19 protein-coding genes are annotated in these 17,873 nt (G+C 44.4%); 8 read left to right on the top strand and 11 right to left on the bottom strand.

Annotated elements, in window-relative coordinates; all coding sequences use genetic code 11:
- Window positions 1–53 precede the first annotated feature (53 nt).
- From A8C56_RS05320 to A8C56_RS05295, 6 genes are all read right to left on the bottom strand, one after another.
- Window positions 54–497 carry an SRPBCC family protein gene (locus A8C56_RS05320; protein ID WP_067753033.1) on the bottom strand — a complete coding sequence of 148 codons (444 nt, stop codon included), beginning with the start codon at window positions 495–497 and terminating at the stop codon, window positions 54–56.
- 8 nt (window positions 498–505) lie between these two features.
- Window positions 506–1,387: an alpha/beta fold hydrolase gene (locus A8C56_RS05315; protein ID WP_067761619.1), complete on the bottom strand. Its 882-nt coding sequence runs from the start codon at window positions 1,385–1,387 to the stop codon at window positions 506–508.
- Between the two features lie 60 nt (window positions 1,388–1,447).
- A complete protein-coding gene (locus tag A8C56_RS05310) occupies window positions 1,448–1,924 on the bottom strand; it encodes an SRPBCC domain-containing protein (RefSeq protein ID WP_067753030.1) in 477 nt (158 codons plus the stop codon).
- A gap of 38 nt (window positions 1,925–1,962) precedes the next feature.
- Complete coding sequence (locus A8C56_RS24640; protein ID WP_067753028.1) at window positions 1,963–2,844, bottom strand: SRPBCC family protein; 882 nt, start codon at window positions 2,842–2,844, stop codon at window positions 1,963–1,965.
- The gene (locus A8C56_RS05300; RefSeq protein ID WP_067753025.1) at window positions 2,825–3,169 is read right to left on the bottom strand and encodes an ArsR/SmtB family transcription factor; all 345 of its coding nucleotides are present in this window, start codon (window positions 3,167–3,169) and stop codon (window positions 2,825–2,827) included. Before A8C56_RS05300 ends, A8C56_RS24640 begins: the two co-directional genes overlap by 20 nt.
- A 106-nt stretch (window positions 3,170–3,275) precedes the next feature.
- Entirely contained in the window at window positions 3,276–4,292 is a 1,017-nt protein-coding gene (locus A8C56_RS05295; protein WP_067753023.1) for a helix-turn-helix transcriptional regulator, read from the bottom strand.
- A 123-nt stretch (window positions 4,293–4,415) separates the two neighbouring features.
- Here A8C56_RS05295 and A8C56_RS05290 point away from each other — a divergent pair, with 123 nt between their 5' ends.
- The 6 genes from A8C56_RS05290 to A8C56_RS05265 all read left to right on the top strand — a co-directional run bounded on the left by A8C56_RS05290 (window position 4,416) and on the right by A8C56_RS05265 (window position 8,823).
- Window positions 4,416–5,144 carry a siderophore-interacting protein gene (locus A8C56_RS05290; protein ID WP_067753021.1) on the top strand — a complete coding sequence of 243 codons (729 nt, stop codon included), beginning with the start codon at window positions 4,416–4,418 and terminating at the stop codon, window positions 5,142–5,144.
- A 202-nt stretch (window positions 5,145–5,346) separates the two neighbouring features.
- Window positions 5,347–5,661, top strand: a complete 315-nt coding sequence (locus tag A8C56_RS05285; RefSeq protein ID WP_169818748.1) for a DUF1697 domain-containing protein — start codon at window positions 5,347–5,349, stop codon at window positions 5,659–5,661.
- On the top strand, window positions 5,574–5,963 hold the full coding sequence (locus A8C56_RS05280; RefSeq protein WP_084490022.1) for a RagB/SusD family nutrient uptake outer membrane protein: 390 nt from the start codon (window positions 5,574–5,576) through the stop codon (window positions 5,961–5,963). The genes A8C56_RS05285 and A8C56_RS05280 overlap by 88 nt, the downstream gene beginning before the upstream one ends.
- Window positions 5,964–5,981: 18 nt before the next feature.
- Window positions 5,982–6,713 carry a DinB family protein gene (locus A8C56_RS24810; RefSeq protein ID WP_218917247.1) on the top strand — a complete coding sequence of 244 codons (732 nt, stop codon included), beginning with the start codon at window positions 5,982–5,984 and terminating at the stop codon, window positions 6,711–6,713.
- Between the two features lie 177 nt (window positions 6,714–6,890).
- Window positions 6,891–8,072: a hypothetical protein gene (locus tag A8C56_RS05270; RefSeq protein ID WP_067753011.1), complete on the top strand. Its 1,182-nt coding sequence runs from the start codon at window positions 6,891–6,893 to the stop codon at window positions 8,070–8,072.
- Window positions 8,073–8,166: 94 nt separating this feature from the next.
- Window positions 8,167–8,823, top strand: coding sequence for a metal-dependent transcriptional regulator (locus A8C56_RS05265; RefSeq protein WP_067753008.1), 657 nt, complete (start codon window positions 8,167–8,169; stop codon window positions 8,821–8,823).
- A gap of 97 nt (window positions 8,824–8,920) precedes the next feature.
- Here the strand turns inward: A8C56_RS05265 and A8C56_RS05260 are convergent, their stop codons facing one another.
- From A8C56_RS05260 to A8C56_RS05250, 3 genes are all read right to left on the bottom strand, one after another.
- On the bottom strand, window positions 8,921–9,619 hold the full coding sequence (locus A8C56_RS05260; protein ID WP_067753005.1) for an ABC transporter permease: 699 nt from the start codon (window positions 9,617–9,619) through the stop codon (window positions 8,921–8,923).
- A gap of 923 nt (window positions 9,620–10,542) precedes the next feature.
- Entirely contained in the window at window positions 10,543–10,671 is a 129-nt protein-coding gene (locus A8C56_RS25240; RefSeq protein ID WP_262492515.1) for a hypothetical protein, read from the bottom strand.
- Between the two features lie 21 nt (window positions 10,672–10,692).
- Entirely contained in the window at window positions 10,693–11,181 is a 489-nt protein-coding gene (locus tag A8C56_RS05250) for a YkgJ family cysteine cluster protein (RefSeq protein ID WP_067752999.1), read from the bottom strand.
- A gap of 215 nt (window positions 11,182–11,396) precedes the next feature.
- On the opposite strand from A8C56_RS05250, the gene gcvP reads away from it, so the two are divergent.
- Window positions 11,397–14,315 carry an aminomethyl-transferring glycine dehydrogenase gene (gene gcvP, locus A8C56_RS05245; RefSeq protein WP_067752997.1) on the top strand — a complete coding sequence of 973 codons (2,919 nt, stop codon included), beginning with the start codon at window positions 11,397–11,399 and terminating at the stop codon, window positions 14,313–14,315.
- A gap of 133 nt (window positions 14,316–14,448) precedes the next feature.
- Here gcvP and A8C56_RS05240 read toward each other — a convergent pair whose 3' ends face one another.
- Window positions 14,449–15,648 carry a methyltransferase domain-containing protein gene (locus A8C56_RS05240; protein WP_245645768.1) on the bottom strand — a complete coding sequence of 400 codons (1,200 nt, stop codon included), beginning with the start codon at window positions 15,646–15,648 and terminating at the stop codon, window positions 14,449–14,451.
- Window positions 15,649–15,698: 50 nt separating this feature from the next.
- The gene (odhB, locus tag A8C56_RS05235) at window positions 15,699–16,964 is read right to left on the bottom strand and encodes a 2-oxoglutarate dehydrogenase complex dihydrolipoyllysine-residue succinyltransferase (RefSeq protein ID WP_067752989.1); all 1,266 of its coding nucleotides are present in this window, start codon (window positions 16,962–16,964) and stop codon (window positions 15,699–15,701) included.
- A gap of 261 nt (window positions 16,965–17,225) precedes the next feature.
- On the opposite strand from odhB, the gene A8C56_RS05230 reads away from it, so the two are divergent.
- Window positions 17,226–17,873 carry a response regulator gene (locus A8C56_RS05230; protein ID WP_067752986.1) on the top strand — a complete coding sequence of 216 codons (648 nt, stop codon included), beginning with the start codon at window positions 17,226–17,228 and terminating at the stop codon, window positions 17,871–17,873.

Raw genomic sequence — 17,873 nt, 5'->3', positions numbered from 1 at the left:
GTTTGCCCGGGCGCGCGTTTCCTGTTCAAAATGCATTTTGAGAACAGACCGGTTTATTGTTCTTTACCTCTTGCTTTTTCAACATACGCTTTTAATAAGGTACCGATCAGCGCTGTCCAGCCTTCTGTAAAATTTTCTTTTGCAAAAGCTTTTAAAGCAGGGAATGTTTCCAAACCGAAATGGGTTAGTTTAATGTGCGTTTTGTTACCATCGGGCTGCAATTCATAAGTAACCAGAGAAAGCCCTTCAAAGCCTTCATAACGCCAGCTGTACGCCAGTTTCCTGAAAGGCTCCACTTCTGTGACCACACATTTGTGCAGATAACTTTCCCCCTCTTTCCCCTTATCCAGAAACTCAAATTCAAAACCGGTTCTTGCTTCAAAAGCAGGAACATCAAAAAACCACCGGCGCAAAGCGGCTGCATTGGTCAGCGCCTCCCATACTTCCTGTACAGGGGCGTTGTACGTTCTTTCTATAATAATGGGTTCGTGTTGCATGGTATTTATTAATTTTTATTGAGGAAATCTTCAATGACCCTGGTTGCTGCGGGCTGCACCCGTTTGTCCGTATCCGGGAACGTCACTTCTCCCAGATAAGCACCATGACCACCCGGGAAAACAGCCAGCTCGCAATGTGGTATAATGCGGTACATTTCAACAGCGCTTTCAGGGGAACCTACATCTTCGCTGCTATTAATGACCAGTGTTGCTGCTTTTACAGACCGCATCTGGTCATCAGTCCATCCTTTAAAGGTTTTCATCCGCTGCACATCTTTATTAAAGCTGTTTTGCAATGCGCCGGTATCGTTCCCGTTTGCTTTCAGCTGCCCATCCTGTAACGCCTGTGGCATATTGCTCAGCGTAGCATGATCAAAGCCCTCCCAGAATTGAGGGGCAGCTGCGCTTCTTTTATAAAATGCAGAAGCCAGGATCAGCTTGCCGACCTTTTCCGGATAATGAATGGCTATTTCTATTGCTGTTTGCCCTCCATTGCTGAATCCTAAAAAATCGGCCCCTGGTATTTTAAGATGCTCCAACAGCTTTATAACATCCGCGGCGTCCTGTTCAAAGCTCAGATTTGTATTGCGGTCACCTGTGCGCCCGTGCGCCTGCAATTCAACGCCTATTACCTGCCGGTGCGCTGCCAGAAAAGGAATAAGCCGGCCAAAGGATGTTTGTATGGTAGAGCCGCCGCCGTGGATCAGCACCAGCGGCTTTCCCTGGCCATAGATCTCGTAGTACATTTTCAGCCCATTCACCTCTGAATAGCCACTTTTAAAATTCAAACTGCGGGTTGATGTGTTCCCGGCCGCTTTTGTTTTCCGCTTCCGTTGATACGCTGCTAAAGTCAAAGCAAGCACAACGGAAAACAGCGTCATTTGTTTCATTTCAATACATTTTTTTGCCAAGGCCATTGTTCAGCCCTCCCTGCAGGGGCTATCAGGCGATCAATCCTTAATATTAATGCCTGCTTCTTTTGGAAATTTGTCGGCTACAAAATTGGGATGAATCTGATGCTCTAAAAATATTTTAGCTCCATCCAGTACTGTTGTCCAGCCACCGGTTGCTCCTTTTATTTTTTCTACCAATGCATCCCCGGTTTCGGTAAAGCCATATTGTTTTACGGTTACATAAGTAGCACCATCGCCTACCGTTCTAAAATTAAATTCAATCATTGTAGGTGCCGGGGACTCATCCAGAATAATCTTTTCGTCTTTGATCATTTCTGTGGCAGTCACCGTCCATATAACGTTATACATTTCCCATTCCCAGGTTACTTTTTTTCCTGTTTCCAGTTTATCACTGCCTTTTGTAAACCAGAAATTTTTTGTAATCTCCGGATCTACAAATGCATTGAAAACCTCAGGGGCCGGTTTTCTTATCAGCATTTGAGCTGCTGCTGCCGGTGTCTTTTGTGTTGTCATACATTCTATATTTATTGGTGAATACAAAATTCCGTGCGTTAGTTCTCTAAAAACTTTTTAAGCCTTTGGCTAATAAAATACTCCCAGCCTTTAACGCAACTTTCTCTTGCAAAGTCCGGGTTGTCCTTTGGAAAGCTGCTTTGTCCGTGATGGGAAAATTCAAGAATGGTTTTGTTGTCACTTGCCGTCAGTTCCCAAACAACAAATGAGCTGCCCGGGCTGCCTTTATATTTCCAGTTATAAACGATTCTCCTCTGGGGAATTACTTCTGTTACTTTCCATAAATGCAGATAATCCTTATTGTCCGGCGTATGCACGTTAAAACTTGTTTCAAAACCAACAATGGGCTCAAATGCCGGTATCATCTCAAAATACCATTGTATCATCTCCGCCCTGCTGGTAATAGCAGACCACACTTTATTAACCGGGGCATTCAACTCCTGCGTGATGGATATAGGATCATCTGTTTTTTGCTGAAGGTACCTGTTCAGCCTTTCCACATTTTGTTTCAGGCCCTCATCTGCCTTAAATGTTTTCACGGTTTGAATGAATACTTCTTTGGTCTCAAACAGCATGTGCCATTCAATAAATGTTTTATTACCACGGCTTTCAAAAGTGATGGTTGCCAGGAACCTTGGGCCGGAAATATGCTCATACACCAGCTTTTTATGCTTAACCACTTCTTTGAACACGCTTTTGTTTTTATAATCCGTTCCATCGGGCCCGTGCATAATCAGGTCCCATTCTCCTTCCGGCTGTAGCTCCATTTTGGTAATGGTATTGGTAAAGCCATCGGGGCCCCACCAGTTTTTGATATGCCCGGGATCCGTCCAAACCTCCCAGACCAGCTCTACCGGTGCATCCAGCAACCGGGAAATGCGCAGTTCCCTGCCTGCGGTATCATTTTTTTCGTTTTGCATATTTCTTTGTTTTTTGAATGCCAGATAAATACTGTTCCAGAGCGTCCAGCTTGCTTTCCCAGAATTGTTTATACTGTTCTACCCATTCTGAAATTTCATTCAGCCTTTCCAGCCTGGCTTCGCAATACCGTTCCCTTCCCTGTTGTTTGACCACGATCAGCCCACACTCCGTTAATATTTTCACGTGCAGCGAAACGGCCTGACGGGTGACCCGGAATTTTCCGGCAATCGTGTTTACATTCAATGGCTGCTCTGCTACCAAACCAATGATGGCCCGCCTTGTTGGGTCTGCTATAGCCTGAAATACATCTCGCCGCGCTTCCATTTATGCAAGTATTTACTTGCAAATATAACCGCAAGTAAATACTTGCGCAAATTTTTTGTGGATTTGTTAAACCAGATCGGCAGGTATGTCTGGGCATTCCGGCCGCCTATTCCTGCAACCTGCCGGGTGTTACACCATACTTTTTTTTAAACGCGGTACTGAAATGCTGCACTGAAGAATAGCCCAGATCCCCGGCAACCTGTTTAATAGTGCTTCCTGATGATAACAGTTCCCGGGCGCGGCTTAACCGGTAATCGTTCAGATAGCCGAATACACTGTTATGAAACAGTTCCCTGAATCCTTTTTTGAGCTTGAATTCATTGGTGCCGGACAGCTTTGCCAGCTCTGACAGCGAGGGTGGCGCATCCGCATGCCGGAGCAGATATGCTCTTGCGTTATAGATGCATTCTTTATCGTGCGCAGATTTTAAAACCGAGCTCTGCCTTTTATGAACAGATTGCTCAAATGCCTCTGCCTGCAATACCAGCAGCTCTATACACTTTGATTGCAGGAACAGCAGCTTTAACCCGCCGGTATAGGTACAATTGATCATGCTCTGAATGCAGTGGTGCATGGCAAAGCTCATGGGCAGGTTTTCCTCTGCCAGCTGCGCATAACGCCCGGCAGCAATATCATCAGCAAACAATTGGAGGACCGGCCCGCAATCCTTAGCCAGCGAAAGAAAACGCTCCTTTGTAAAATGTACTTCAAAAAAGCGGTAGTTCTCATGGGAACGATAATCACCTGTTCCGTCTAGATAAGGCATATAGATCATGTTCTGCATGAGCGGGGCGAAAGAATACTTTTTGTTATTAATCGCATTGTACAGAGTGCCGCCTCCGGAAAGGGCAAAATGCAGCTCTACCATTTCAGGCACATCAAAAGCCCTGAAATGCAATCTGGAACGCTTAAAAATAATATCGCCATAAACAATATAAATATCCGGCAGCCCTATCTGCGTAACGGCGGCATCACCAAAGGGAAAACTGTATTTCTCCGTACGCTCTATAACAAGCGGTACAGCAGGAATGAACAGATCCATTTCAAGACCTATATCCACCCACTGACTGCCATTTCCGCTAATGCTCATTGCCATAGAAGAAACCGTTTTCTTTCTTTGCAAAATTATCCTAATAGCAGTAAAATGAAAAAGAAAATCCCGCTGGTATGAAACCGGCTCCCTGTGCTGTAAAGAATTATACCTCGTTTCTTTGAATTTTGCAAAAAATCAGTTAAAACAAGATCTATGCCCCGCATACCCAAATGGCTTGGTGATACAATGGAAACGGTATTCAGCCGGATGATCATTCCTGTAGAAGTTACAGGAACCGAATATCTTTTCCCCGATTTAAAAAGAGTGATCATGGAAGGAGACTTTACAAAGGCCCGGTATGCTCCCGGAAATGTGATCGAATTCCGTGTAACCGATACTGATTTCAGGCACTATACCCTATCTGCCTTTGATAGGGAAAAAGGCATCTGTGAAATGCTGGTCTATCTGCATGGCCGGGGTGTTGGCAGCAATTGGGCTGCAACCCTCAAAGTCGGAAGCAGGGCTCGGTTAATGGGGCCGGGGGGGAAAATAAAATACAAAGAAGCCGCTACCAGGCATTTTGTTTTTGGAGACGAAACCTCCGTAGGATTAATGGAATGCATAACAAGGGAAGCAATGAAACGCGGTCATACCTGTTACTGCCTGGCAGAACTGGACCCGCCGCATCATAGCTGGACGCACCGGCTGGGCTTTCAGGCGGTTACAGTTGAAAAAGATTATGAGCCGGCTGCAAGGTACGCAGCCGAAAGCATAGCAGCAATGGATGCTGCCTTTTGGCAACAATGGAAGGACGCTGCCTTTTATATTACAGGGCGTGCAAAGTCTATCCAGGCCGTTCGCAGGGTATTGGTACAAAAGGGCATTACCCTGAAAAACATTCTTACCGAGCCTTACTGGGCAGAAGGGAAAACGGGGCTGTAAGGCAGCCTCGCTTCCGGCTTTGATTTCAGCGATACAGATGAACCTAAAAGCATACATGCACAACCAGCAGCTCTCTGTTTGGAGCACAACAGTTTCCCTTTATTGTTGAGCGGATCAAATCAATCTGTAATGCAGTACATTATTCTGCTCCGTGGTATAAACGGGCGGCCGCACCATTAAAATAGCAGCATTGAAATCCCGTTTGGAAAAGAACGGTTATCAGAAAATACAAACCATACTGCAAGCAGGAAATATAATTTCAGATGCACCAGAAAAGCATAGTTCCAAGCTGCAAAAAAAGCTAGAAACAGCACTGACAAAGACCTTTAATTACCCTGCCAGCGGTTTGGTGATTACAATGCAGCGGTTGCAGACTGCTGTAACCCGGCCTATTCAAGCACAGAATGGGACGGTGCACAGGATTTTCCCATTATCCGGTATGCAGAAATATTATTATCCTATGCTGAAGCAAAAAATGAAGTTAGCGGCCCGGACGCTACCATTTATACTGCTTTAAATAATATAAGAGACAGGGCAGGCATGCCGGCAATAGATCCATCGGTTTATAACTCAAAAGACAAATTACGGGAGCTGATCAGAAATGAAAGAAGGATTGAGCTCGCCGGTGAAGGGCAATGGTATTTCAACATCAGGCGCTGGGGAACTGCCGGTTCGGTAATGACCTCAATAAAAGATCTTAATAATTCATTGGTGCAGGAACGTATATGGGATAACAAATATACATTGATGCCTTACCCGCAAACGGCTGTTGACAGAAACTCTAACCTGAAAAATGCTCAGGCAAGCAAAGGCTATTAGCATATTGTCACTTTTTTTATGATAATAAAAGCTATCTCCCTGGTTGAGATAGCTTTTATTTTGCTGGTTAGTATAACAGCATACAACAATTATAAAACCGGTTTCAAAAACGGGCAAACAACGAACTACGGGAACCTGAAAGAATATCCGCTGTTAACAAACTTTACACTAAATTCGGCTAAAGAACTTCTTACCTTTAATAAGCACATTACTATGGATCAACTATTCCGGGAAAGCTTTTGGAAAAACTTTGCAGCTGCCATTGATATGTTTAAGAACATTATCAGCATTTGCCCTGACGCGACCTGGCAAAAAGAGAAAAAGATCTTCTACATGGCGTACCATACCCTCCTGTTCCTTGATTATTACCTTACAATTCCGGTCAGCAGTTTCCATCCCCTCCTTCCTTATACAATCGTTGAGCCGGATCAGCTGCCTCCGGAAGCAATTGATGATGTATTTCCTGACCAATTCTATCCAAGGAATGAAATGCAGACTTATATTGCTGCTGCCCGGGAAAAGTGTGAAAAACTGATCATGCAGACACCTGCAGAAAAATTCAGCGAGCGATGGATCCGCAGCAATGAAATAAACAGGCATGGCTTGTGCCCGGCTGTTGTAACAGATTATAATTTACTGGAGATCCTGTTTTATAACCTCAGGCACATTCAACATCATGTTGGCCAGTTAAATTTATTGCTCCGGCAAACAGCGAATATTGCAGCTGACTGGATCGCACAATCCGAATGATTGTTTTGAAGCGCTCCGGTTTTGTAAGGCAGATCAGCAAAATGAAGCTATTGCCTGTATAAATGATTCCTATTGGCACAGGACGGGAATTGCACGTATGCTTTAAATTTATACGATAACTATTTTTAGCTTTGCAAAGACAGGTAAGTTGAAAAAATGAAAAAATTTATACACACTATGAAAAACACAATTGCCGCTTTCCTCTTATTGATTTCCTGCACCGGCCGGGCGCAGGTTTATGACCAGGAACTGGAAAAAGAACGGAACCATACCAGGGCGGCCTTTCTGCAGCTCATGCCCCGGATATCTGACAGATTATGGGACAGTACGCTTACCCCGGAGCAGCAGGTTGCGCTATTTGATCCGATGCTGGTTTACATACAAAAATGCCTGCCTGCCTACCGGAAAATACGCCAAAAATATTTAGAAGAATCGCCGGCGCCCCCTTCCACGCTTTTCAATCTGCATTTCCATAGTTTGCAGGATAGCGATCAGCTGGCCAAAATTTTATATGACCCGAAGTATAGTGCTGCTACCCTGTTATATTGCTATAAGCCGGCAGAAATAAGTGCTGTTATTAATGGCTTTATACAGCCCCTGCTCATCCAGAAAGCCGGTATCAGTTTCACTGAGGCCAGTATTGGCTATACATTCGGCCAGCAGGTTTTTACAAAGAAACTCAAAGGAGATCAATGGCAGATCTGGTCTGCCAGCAGGGCCTACGTGCTGCGGTTCATTTTTGATTTAAACAACTCAACCATTCAGCATTTAGAATTTACGGCCTTCAACGATCCGGAGTACGTTAAGATCCAATTGCCGTTTTCTGCATACAAGCCACGTTTTACAACCGACCAGCTCTATCTTTCCATGAGTAAGATCCGCTGGGATGCCTACACAACAAATCTTATTAAGAACGTACCACCCCATAGCTGGCAGGATACGGTTAACCGGCGCCTGTTGGCCTACTATGCTCAAAACCAGGAGCAGTTTCATATGGTACGGCAAAAAATACTTGCCGGTCTTGATAAGGCTGGCCTTCCGGACACATCCTGGAAAGAATTTACCAACCTGCTGCCCGAAGATACAGAAAGCTTAAAAGAAGTGTTAGTGCCTTACTTTATTGAGCCGGGAGCAATTGCTGATTATCTGTTCTCAGCTACCCATACAATACCTCACTTTAGTAAAAATATAGAGGAAATAGGAGCAAATACGATGACCGGGTTTCAGAATAGCGTCATCAGCAATAACGGAGCTGCTTTATGGAAAATATGCTCCCGTTCCTATTCCGTTGCCTTTGAATATACCTGGAATATACAGACGGGGGAAGTAACCGGGCTAAGATTGCTGAAACGGAGTTAATGGTTCTCCTGTCAAAAAATTGTCAGGCAAAAGTTTTTAGCATCCGGCAGGTTAAACAAAATCATTTCGATAGGCTATTTCCTATTTTTGCGTCATGTTATCACAAACGGAAGAAAATTACCTGAAGGCATTGTTCCACCTTACATCGGAGCATTCGGAAAAATCGAAGGCAGGCACCAATGAGCTGGCAACTGCGTTGAATGTAAAACCTGCTACCGTTAACGACATGCTTAAAAAGCTGAAGCAGAAAAAACTGATTCTTTATGAAAAATACGGAAAAATTTCCCTTACCGCAGCCGGGAATAAGCAGGCTATAGAAATTGTCCGCAAGCACCGCCTTTGGGAAACCTTTTTATATGAAAAGCTCGGGTTCAGCTGGGACGAGGTTCATGAAGTGGCGGAACAGCTGGAGCATATACAATCGCCGAAACTGATCGCACAACTTGAAAAATTTTTAGACTACCCGGAATATGACCCGCATGGAGATGCCATTCCCAATGCAAAAGGAGAACTAAAACCTCCACCCCGTAAAACCCTATCGGAAATACCGGTTGGAAAAACATGCAGGCTTGTTGCCGTAAAAGACAACAGCGCTCTTTTTCTTCAATACGTTGTACAGGTGGGACTGGGATTGAGCAGTAAAATAAAAGTGATCAGCCGCCAGGATTTTGACGGCAGCATTGAAATTGAAGTAACCGGCAAAAAATCAGTTGTAAGCCAGAAGTTTGCAGACAATATTTATGTTGTCTGAGTATTTATAATTGTTTTATGGCGCTATCGGTTTCCTTTGCAAATTATCTCCTGCTGTTCTCAAATGCTTCATCCTCCTTACAGGACCTTCACATTGCTCACTCTGTTCGTAATGCCCTGACCGGGTTGGCCATTGCCGCTTTCACTGACTTTATACCCACGGTCAACAATGCAATACCAAATGTGACTAATATAGCCAGTAAAAATATCCACCAGCTTAACGTTGTTTTATAGGCAAAATTTTGCAGCCATTTATTCATCGCCCAATAGCCGGCAGGCAATGCAATACAACTGGCAATTAACACCGGCTTTAACAAGTCTTTTGACAGTAATATAACAATATTCTGCACCGATGAGCCCGGCACTTTTTCGTACACCGATTTCTTTAAACCGTTTTGCAGCAGTATACGATACCAGCCCAAACAGGCAACAAATATGGCTAAACAGGCAAACACTGTAAGAACAGTTTGCTGGCGCAGGTCTCTTTTATACAAATCGCCAAATTGTTCATCCAAAAAGCGGTACTCAAAAGGATACTCCGGAACTACCTTTCTGTATTCGGCTTTTAGCAGGTCAATACCGGACTGCAGGCTTTCTGTAAGCACTATGTTGCCCGGGTTTTGTAAAACAGTTGCAGCATCCCTCTTTATTAATGGAAAAGAAAACAGCTTGAAAAAATCGCTGTCCACATCCAGCACTTTTTTTTCATGAAAGGATTGATTACCGACGATAACAAGATTGTCCGTAGGATTTACTCTTCCTGCGCTTACTATCTGTTCCTTAAAATCATTCAGCAATGCCGGTGCATATTCTGTTCATTACTGGTCTTTGGCAATATTCTGATGCTTTGTTTTGGTTAGCCCGGAGCACAATACCTGCATTCCGCCTACAGCTTCTTCCGCCGGTTGCACAGTGCTATATCACCTTATAACGCCGTATTTGATCTTCAGGCATTTTTGAACCATCAATATGCCATGCTTGTAAGCCGCTTATAAACATAGTTTTATGAGTCAGAAGGAATAAAAACGTCCGATAACAGAACACTTTCTGTATGGTTACAGAACGAATGATCACAAACTGCACGCTAAACGAGAAAGCACTCTTGCAGGCAGCCCTGGTTCTGTTTGGGCCGGAGCGATTTATCAGATACAGCAGGAAACAACCTCAAAGGTTTAACGCCGGCGTATGTAGGTTTATCAAGTATTACTATCCATTTACCAGACATAGCAGTTCGCGGCAAAACTAAAAAGTTTATTAAAACATTCACCCACAAACAAACATCTGAACCCGGTTATTATCAGGCCGGGACTGCCTTTCCGTTTAAAAAAAATTATGCGCTTTCAAAATAAAAGCGCATTTTTACAATAGCGTTTTAATTACGCTAATTTAGAGAAAAAACAGCCGGGGTTTCTACCCTGGCTAATATTTTCTTAGTACATATATTTTTTTATAATAAAGGAAATATTCACATGCTGCAGTATATTTAATGATTGCATTGTTTTTCAATTTAGAGACTTACTATAACAAAAGTATTGTAAGTTTTTGAATTAAAAAATAAATAATTCACTTATTAATATTATCAGCATTTTCTTTTTGAAGTCAGCAATTTTTACTATATTGCTAAATACACAGGCAGCTGTTTGCTTTCCTTTCTTCAGTAAAACCTTTATATTTTCAGCTTTTTTAAAGCAGATAATCTGTTTCAATACTGTTTACCCGATCACCATCTCACTATTTCGACGATCAAAGCAATTATTGGCAGCACCATAGCAATAGTTACTTTATTACTTACGCGCAGCAGCAGCTGATCATTTTCTGCATTGTTTTTTGTACCGCCGGCTATGTTCATTGCAATTGCTTAAAATAAAACCTATTTCAATGAAGACCGGATCAGCTTTTCCATAACAAAATAAGTGATCGGGCAAAATTCGCTGTTTTTTAAAGTAAGGGCCGGGCGTTTTATCAAAACATCCTCATCAGTATAAGGAAAGCGGGCACAGTCTGACGGCCGCATCTCATAAATGCTGCAGGTATTGTCTGTATTTAAAAAGGGGCAGGGCGACTGTTTCACCACAAAATCGCCCTCCTCATCCACTCTTAAATAGGTATCAATAAAAACGCTTTCCTTGAGCCCCAATCCTTTTGCTATCCGTTTTACATCTGGTGTTTTAAACCGGGGGGAATAATTTTTGCAGCAGTTGGCACAGTTCAGGCAATCCACAGCTTTAAAAGCCTCTTCATGCAAAGCCGGAAGTTGCTTCAATACCTTATTCTTATCCGCCCTTTTTAAAAACTGCTGATAGTTTTTGCGATGTTCCCTGGATTTCTTTTCCCAGTTGCTCAAAATTGTATTCGACATTTTCTAACAGATGCGTTTAATACATCCGGAAATCAAAAGTAATTATTCGCTGTCTTAAAATATCATATAAACAAATACGCCTTTATTAAATTTTAAAAAAAATACTTAATTTCTTCATATTCACCGGTTTTCCCCATATGGCCGATCCTTACTTTTTCTCAGTAATTGGGCGTAACTTTGCACACTTCATTTATACTTAATACCCCGATAGTAATATGAATATTTTAGAATCCCAATCAGAAGAATTTTTAAAACGACATATTGGACCTGACGAAGCCGAAACCGAAAAAATGCTGGAGAAGGTCGGCTTTAGCAGTCTTGATGCGCTGATGGAACAAACTGTTCCTTCCGGCATCCGTATGAAAGACCCGTTGAGCATCCCTAACCCGATGAGCGAAAACGAGTACCTGCGGCATATTAAAAATATATCACTAAAAAATAAGATCTTTCACAATTACATCGGCCAGGGCTATTACGGCACTATTACTCCTTCCGTAATCCTGCGCAATATTTTCGAAAACCCCGGTTGGTATACACAATATACCCCCTACCAGGCAGAAATTTCCCAGGGGCGCCTGGAGAGCCTTTTAAATTTTCAGACCGTTGTAAGCGATCTTACAGGGTTGCCATTGGCAAATGCTTCCCTACTGGATGAAGCAACGGCCGCTGCCGAAGCAATGATCATGTTCTTCCATTCAAAGAACAGGTCGGAGTCTGTTCAAAAGCCCAGGTTCTTTATCGACACAGAAATCTTCCCGCAAACAAAGGATGTTTTGTATACACGGGCACAACCTTTTGGGATTGAGATCATAGAAGGCAACTATAAGAATGCCGCTATTACTGAAGACTATTTTGGTGCGCTGGTGCAATATCCTAATAATAAAGGCAGCATTGAAGATTACCGCTCTTTTATTGAAACCGTTCATAACACCGGCGGGTATGTGGCCATGGCAACAGATCTGCTGGCATTAACGCTTTTAACCCCTCCGGGGGAACTGGGCGCGGACGTTGCCGTAGGATCTGCACAACGTTTTGGCGTGCCTCTGGGGTATGGCGGTCCGCATGCCGCTTTTATGACGGCTACTGACGAGTTTAAACGTACCATCCCCGGGCGCATCATTGGTATCAGTGAAGATGCCAGTGGCAACCGGGCATTGCGTATGGCCCTGCAAACAAGAGAGCAGCACATTAAACGGGAAAAAGCCACCTCCAATATTTGCACGGCCCAGGCATTACTGGCCAATATGGCGGCTATGTACGCCGTTTATCATGGCCCCGGCGGGTTGAAACAGATTGCAGAACGTGTAGCCATTTTTACGCAGATTGTCGGAGAAGCCATTGAAGCCCGCGGGTTCCGGCTTGTCAGCAATCATTATTTTGACACCCTTGTTGTTAAAACAGATAATACTTCTTCCATTATTGAAAAGGCAGAACAGCAAAAAATAAACCTGCGCCAGATCGACCACCAGCACATTGGCATATCACTGGATGAAACGGTGATCATTGAAGACCTGTATGATCTGATCAACTGCTTTGAAAATGATTCCAGCCCTGTTTCATTTGAGCTGAGCGCAGAAGAAGAGCTCCGCCATATCCCGGAGGCATTATCAAGAAGATCTGCTTTTTTAACACACCCGGTATTTAATACCTATCACAGTGAAAGCAAAATGATGCGTTATATTAAATACCTGGAAAATAAAGATCTTTCTTTAAACACTTCCATGATCTCTTTGGGCAGCTGTACCATGAAGCTGAATGCAGCCACCGAAATGATCCCGCTGAGCTGGTCACATTGGGCAAACATTCATCCGTTTGCCCCGTTAAACCAGGCAGGCGGCTATAAGCAGATCATAGAAGAGCTAAGTCATTACTTATGCGAGATCACGGCTTTTGACGCCTGCAGCCTGCAGCCTAATAGCGGGGCCCAGGGAGAATATGCCGGCCTGCTCACCATTAAAGCCTATCATGAAGCGCAGGGCAATCCGCACCGTAATATAATGCTGATCCCGATTTCCGCGCACGGCACCAATCCTGCTTCTGCAGTAATGGCGGGCATGAAGGTGGTTGTGGTTAAAGCCCTGGAAAATGGTTATATTGATATAGAAGATCTGAAAGCAAAAGCCACACAATATAAGGATACACTGGCAGGGATCATGATCACTTATCCCAGCACTTATGGCATCTATGAAGAAACGGTAAGGGAGATCAACCAGATCATACATGATAACGGCGGACAGGTGTATATGGATGGTGCCAATATGAATGCGCAGGTAGGCTTAACAGCCCCGGGACTGATTGGTGCAGATGTCTGCCACCTTAACCTGCATAAAACATTTGCCATTCCGCACGGCGGTGGCGGACCCGGCATGGGGCCCATTTGTGTAAAAGAGCACCTGGCCGTGCATCTGCCCGGACATGTAACCTTACACAGGGCAAAGACCATTTCTATTAACGGCAACGGCCTGGATCAGCCAAACGCAAAAAAGCATGAAGGTGCAGTGTCTGCAGCCCCTTATGGTTCTGCTTCCATCCTCCTGATCTCTTATGCATACATCCGCATGCTGGGAGCAGCAGGTTTAAAGACGGCAACGGAATATGCCATCTTAAATGCCAATTACATGCGTGCGCGTCTGGCGGAAGATTTTGACATTCTTTATACCAATAGCAATCATCTTTGCGCTCATGAATTCATTGTTGATCTGCGCCCGTTCAAAAAATCAGCACAGGTAGAGGCGGAAGATATTGCCAAAAGGCTGATGGACTACGGCTTCCATGCCCCTACCATGAGCTTTCCTGTGCCGGGAACTATTATGATTGAGCCCACGGAAAGCGAAGACAAAGCAGAACTGGACCGTTTTTGCGATGCCCTGCAAAACATCCGCAAAGAAATCCGGAAAGTGGAAACTGCTGAATGGGATGTAAAGGATAACCCGCTAAAAAACGCACCGCACACACAGCAGGCAGTCATTACAGACAACTGGGAGCACGGCTATAGCAGGGAAACTGCTGCTTTTCCGTTGCCCTATGTAGCACAGAATAAGTTCTGGCCTTCTGTTGCCCGCGTTAACAATACATTAGGCGACCGGAATCTCATTTGCACCTGCGAGCCAACGGAAGCTTATATGGAGGCATGATTAGACATTGAGTGATCAGTTTTTCAGTAGTCAGTCTCCGGAATTGAGAGTTAAGTGTCATCCCACTTGCTGTCAGCCTGCTTGCTAACTTCCTGATATGTGAGCCTACGGACTATCAGCCATGGGCCATGAACTATACATTAATGCCCCGCGGCTTCTGCAACAGCGCCCCAAACAGGGTATCTGCCTTTTTATCGTACCCGGTAATTAACTGCTGTTGAATAAGTTTAAATCCGGACGCCTCCAGAAACCTTACCTGGTCTTCGTTTTCTGCTTTAAAAACAGAGCAGGTGCTGTAAAGCAGGTAACCACCGGGTTGAACAGCATGCACAATATTTCTTAAAATACTTTTCTGGAGCTCCGTATATGTATGAATCTGTTCCGGGTCAAAATAGAACAGTTGTTCAGGGGTACGGCTCCAGGTACCGCTTCCGCTACAGGGCACATCAGCCATTACCAGGTCGAACGACCGCTTTTTCAGTTGCTCACTGCCTTTGGTTGCGTCGGCAACAAATGCCTTATAATTTTTGATTCCGGCTTCCTGGAAACGTTCTTTTAAATTGGCAATGATAGAAGGGCGGATATCAGAAACCGTCAGGTCAATTGCCCCCAGCGCATCCACAGCTAAAATGGATTTGCCTCCGCTGGCTGCACAACAGTCCCACACGGAAAGTATTGACTGCTGCCCTGGTGACCACCTGGATGAAATGGCTGCATGGCAATGTTGCAGCATCCGTCCCAGTTGTTGAGAACTGAGATCCTGCACAACCACTTCTGTGTTTATGGATAATACGCTCCCGGCTTTTACTGCATTGGGTAGCCGCAATGCACTACCTTCCTTTTCAAAGGGGATCAGCGCATCATTTAACTTTTTAAGCACCTGTGCTTCATTTCCGGGGCGTATACGTAAAAACAGATCCGGCTGGATCAAAAAGGAGCGCTCAAATATAGCGGCATTAATGCCTGCGCTCAATTTTTCTTTCCAGGGAAATATTTCCAGCTGCAGCTCTTCAGGAACCCCGTATTCCGGCAGCAAAGCTTTCCATTGCGGCCCCGGATCCCGGGCAGATATTTTCAGGCCCAGCAGCACCTGCTGTTCCAGGGAAAGCTCTGTAAATGCTTTCCCCAGGCGATAATAGCTATAGCACAGGTTGGTAATTTCCCTGCGATCATTGCTTCCAAACTTTTTGTTCCCTGAAAAATAGCTCTTTAAAAAAGAAGCAAGTGGTTCATTGCCTTTATACCGGCTGATGATCTTTACAGCGCTTTTCAGGTAGGAATGAAAACGCCCCAATCCCTTTTGCGGGTCTGGTATGGTTGTGCCGGCTGACAAAATAATCTACCCGTGAAAATTTATGACAGTTTTAGTGCGTCCTTCAGGTTTTAAGACAGCTCCAGCAATGCTTTAATAGGATCCTGTTGTATCAGTAATAAGGCCGGATTTTCCAGCAATTCCTTTACCCGTACCAGGAAGCTTACAGATTCACGCCCGTCCACAATACGGTGGTCATAGCTCAGTGCAATATACATCATCGGGCGAATGACCACCTGCCCGTTTTCTGCGATCGGGCGCTCCACAATATTATGCATGCCCAGGATGGCGCTCTGCGGCAGGTTTATGATGGGAGTGCTGATCAGCGAGCCAAATACGCCACCGTTTGTAATTGTAAAAGTGCCCCCTGTAAGGTCTTCTGCGGTTAATTTACTGTCGCGCGCCTTTTTTGCCAGATCCAGCACTGCTTTTTCAACACCCGCCATGCTCAGGCTTTCCACATTGCGGATAACAGGCACTGTTAAGCCACGCGGAGTGCTTACAGCAATGCTGATATCGGCATAATCATGGAAGATGATCTGGTCGCCATCTATATAAGCATTTACGGAAGGCCATTCTGCCAGTGCAATAGCGCATGCCTTTGCAAAAAAGCTCATAAAGCCCAGACCAACACCATGGGCCTCTTTAAATTTATCTTTATACTTAGCGCGGATGTCCATAATAGGCTTCATGTTCACCTCATTGAACGTGGTGAGCATTGCCGTGGTGTTTTTGGATTCTACCAGCCTGCGGCTGATGGTTTTTCGCAGATTGGTCATTTTTTGGGCACGTTCGCTACGGCTGAACAATTCACTGCCGTTAAATGACCTTCTGCCCGGGTTGGCCAGGGCAGAAAGCACATCTTCCTTCAGGATCTTCCCGGAAAATCCGGAGGGGGTAACATCCTTCGGGTTCACGCCTTTATCTGCTATGATGGCTGAAGCCACGGGTGTGGCTTTTACATTAGTGGGAGCAGTTTCTTTTGCCGGGGGCGGAGCAGCTGGCTGCGCTTTATCCGGATCAGGAGCCGGTTTTTTTGCTTCATCCGGCACTTTATCGGCCGGGGCTTGTTCTGCACGCGGAATTTCAACCGGTTTTGCAGCAGTATCATCAATAGTGGCAATAACATCCCCGATATTCAGTGTGTCTCCCTCTGTGGCATTTGTTGTTAATACACCGGCCTTTTCGGCATTGACTTCAAAAGTGGCTTTTTCACTTTCCAGCTCTGCGATCACTTCATCGCGCTCAACATATTCTCCGGTATTTTTGATCCATTTCAAAAGGGTCACTTCACTGATCGATTCCCCGACTGTGGGAACTTTTATATCAATTGCCATAAAAAAAACTGCTTTTTAAAAAAGTAGAACAAAGTACGGCAAAAAATTCCAAACTCTAAAGTATAAATGAGAATTGAGAGGGGAAGTATGGGATTTGAGTGATCAGTTTTCAGCAGGCAGCTATAAGTGAGCAGTGGAAAGCGAAATGTCCGGAAGCGAGCATCCAGCATCAATAAGCCAGAACCTATGAACAATCACCGCCCTCTAAATATCCCCCAAATTGGCGATTTGTTGCCCCGTTTTAAATTGTAATTTTATTATATGGACGCATCAACCATAAAAGTGGCTGTTTTTGACGATAATGCCTACCGGCGGGAAAGCCTGAATATGCTCATCAATGCATCGCCCCGCATGATCTGTACAGGAACCTTTTTTGATTGCAGCAATGTAATTACCGATGTAAGGAAGGCTGACCCGGATATTGTATTAATGGATATTGATATGCCAAATGTAAACGGCATTGAAGGCGTCAAGATCATAAAGGTTAATTTTCCGCATGTGCAGCTTTTAATGCAGACCGTTTTTGAAGACGATGACAAAATATTTGCATCCATATGTGCCGGCGCCTCCGGTTATATTTTAAAAAAGTCCCCGCCTGCACAGCTGTTACAGGCCATTGAGGATGTTTATAATGGCGATGCAGCCATGACAGCTTCCATTGCGAAGAAAGTGCTGAACGCTTTCCAGAAAAATATTTTTTTTGAGTCGGCACCGGAAACAGACCTGACTGTAAGGGAAAAGGAAATCTTAAACCTCCTTGTAAAAGGCTACACCCGGAAAATGGTAGCATCTGCCTGTAACCTGAGCATACATACTGTAAATACCCATATTAAGAATGTGTATGAAAAGTTACAGGTGAATTCTGTTTCCGAAGCAGTGGTAAAAGCCTTAAATCAAAAGTTACTATAA

It is taken from the genome of Niabella ginsenosidivorans, assembly GCF_001654455.1.
Classification (GTDB): domain Bacteria; phylum Bacteroidota; class Bacteroidia; order Chitinophagales; family Chitinophagaceae; genus Niabella; species Niabella ginsenosidivorans.
Note: the sequence above shows the minus strand (reverse complement) of the source record. Positions and strands in the feature narration are given on the sequence as shown.

Excerpts from the sequence above, each read along its gene's own strand:
- A8C56_RS05320 (WP_067753033.1), bottom strand. The coding sequence starts at position 497 with ATGCAACACGAACCCATTATTATAGAAAGAACGTACAACGCCCCTGTA.
- A8C56_RS05315 (WP_067761619.1), bottom strand. The coding sequence starts at position 1,387 with ATGAAACAAATGACGCTGTTTTCCGTTGTGCTTGCTTTGACTTTAGCA.
- A8C56_RS05310 (WP_067753030.1), bottom strand. The coding sequence starts at position 1,924 with ATGACAACACAAAAGACACCGGCAGCAGCAGCTCAAATGCTGATAAGA.
- A8C56_RS24640 (WP_067753028.1), bottom strand. The coding sequence starts at position 2,844 with ATGCAAAACGAAAAAAATGATACCGCAGGCAGGGAACTGCGCATTTCC.
- A8C56_RS05300 (WP_067753025.1), bottom strand. The coding sequence starts at position 3,169 with ATGGAAGCGCGGCGAGATGTATTTCAGGCTATAGCAGACCCAACAAGG.
- A8C56_RS05290 (WP_067753021.1), top strand. The coding sequence starts at position 4,416 with ATGCCCCGCATACCCAAATGGCTTGGTGATACAATGGAAACGGTATTC.
- A8C56_RS24810 (WP_218917247.1), top strand. The coding sequence starts at position 5,982 with ATGATAATAAAAGCTATCTCCCTGGTTGAGATAGCTTTTATTTTGCTG.
- A8C56_RS05270 (WP_067753011.1), top strand. The coding sequence starts at position 6,891 with ATGAAAAACACAATTGCCGCTTTCCTCTTATTGATTTCCTGCACCGGC.
- A8C56_RS05265 (WP_067753008.1), top strand. The coding sequence starts at position 8,167 with ATGTTATCACAAACGGAAGAAAATTACCTGAAGGCATTGTTCCACCTT.
- A8C56_RS25240 (WP_262492515.1), bottom strand. The coding sequence starts at position 10,671 with ATGAACATAGCCGGCGGTACAAAAAACAATGCAGAAAATGATCAGCTG.
- A8C56_RS05250 (WP_067752999.1), bottom strand. The coding sequence starts at position 11,181 with ATGTCGAATACAATTTTGAGCAACTGGGAAAAGAAATCCAGGGAACAT.
- gcvP (WP_067752997.1), top strand. The coding sequence starts at position 11,397 with ATGAATATTTTAGAATCCCAATCAGAAGAATTTTTAAAACGACATATT.
- odhB (WP_067752989.1), bottom strand. The coding sequence starts at position 16,964 with ATGGCAATTGATATAAAAGTTCCCACAGTCGGGGAATCGATCAGTGAA.
- A8C56_RS05230 (WP_067752986.1), top strand. The coding sequence starts at position 17,226 with ATGGACGCATCAACCATAAAAGTGGCTGTTTTTGACGATAATGCCTAC.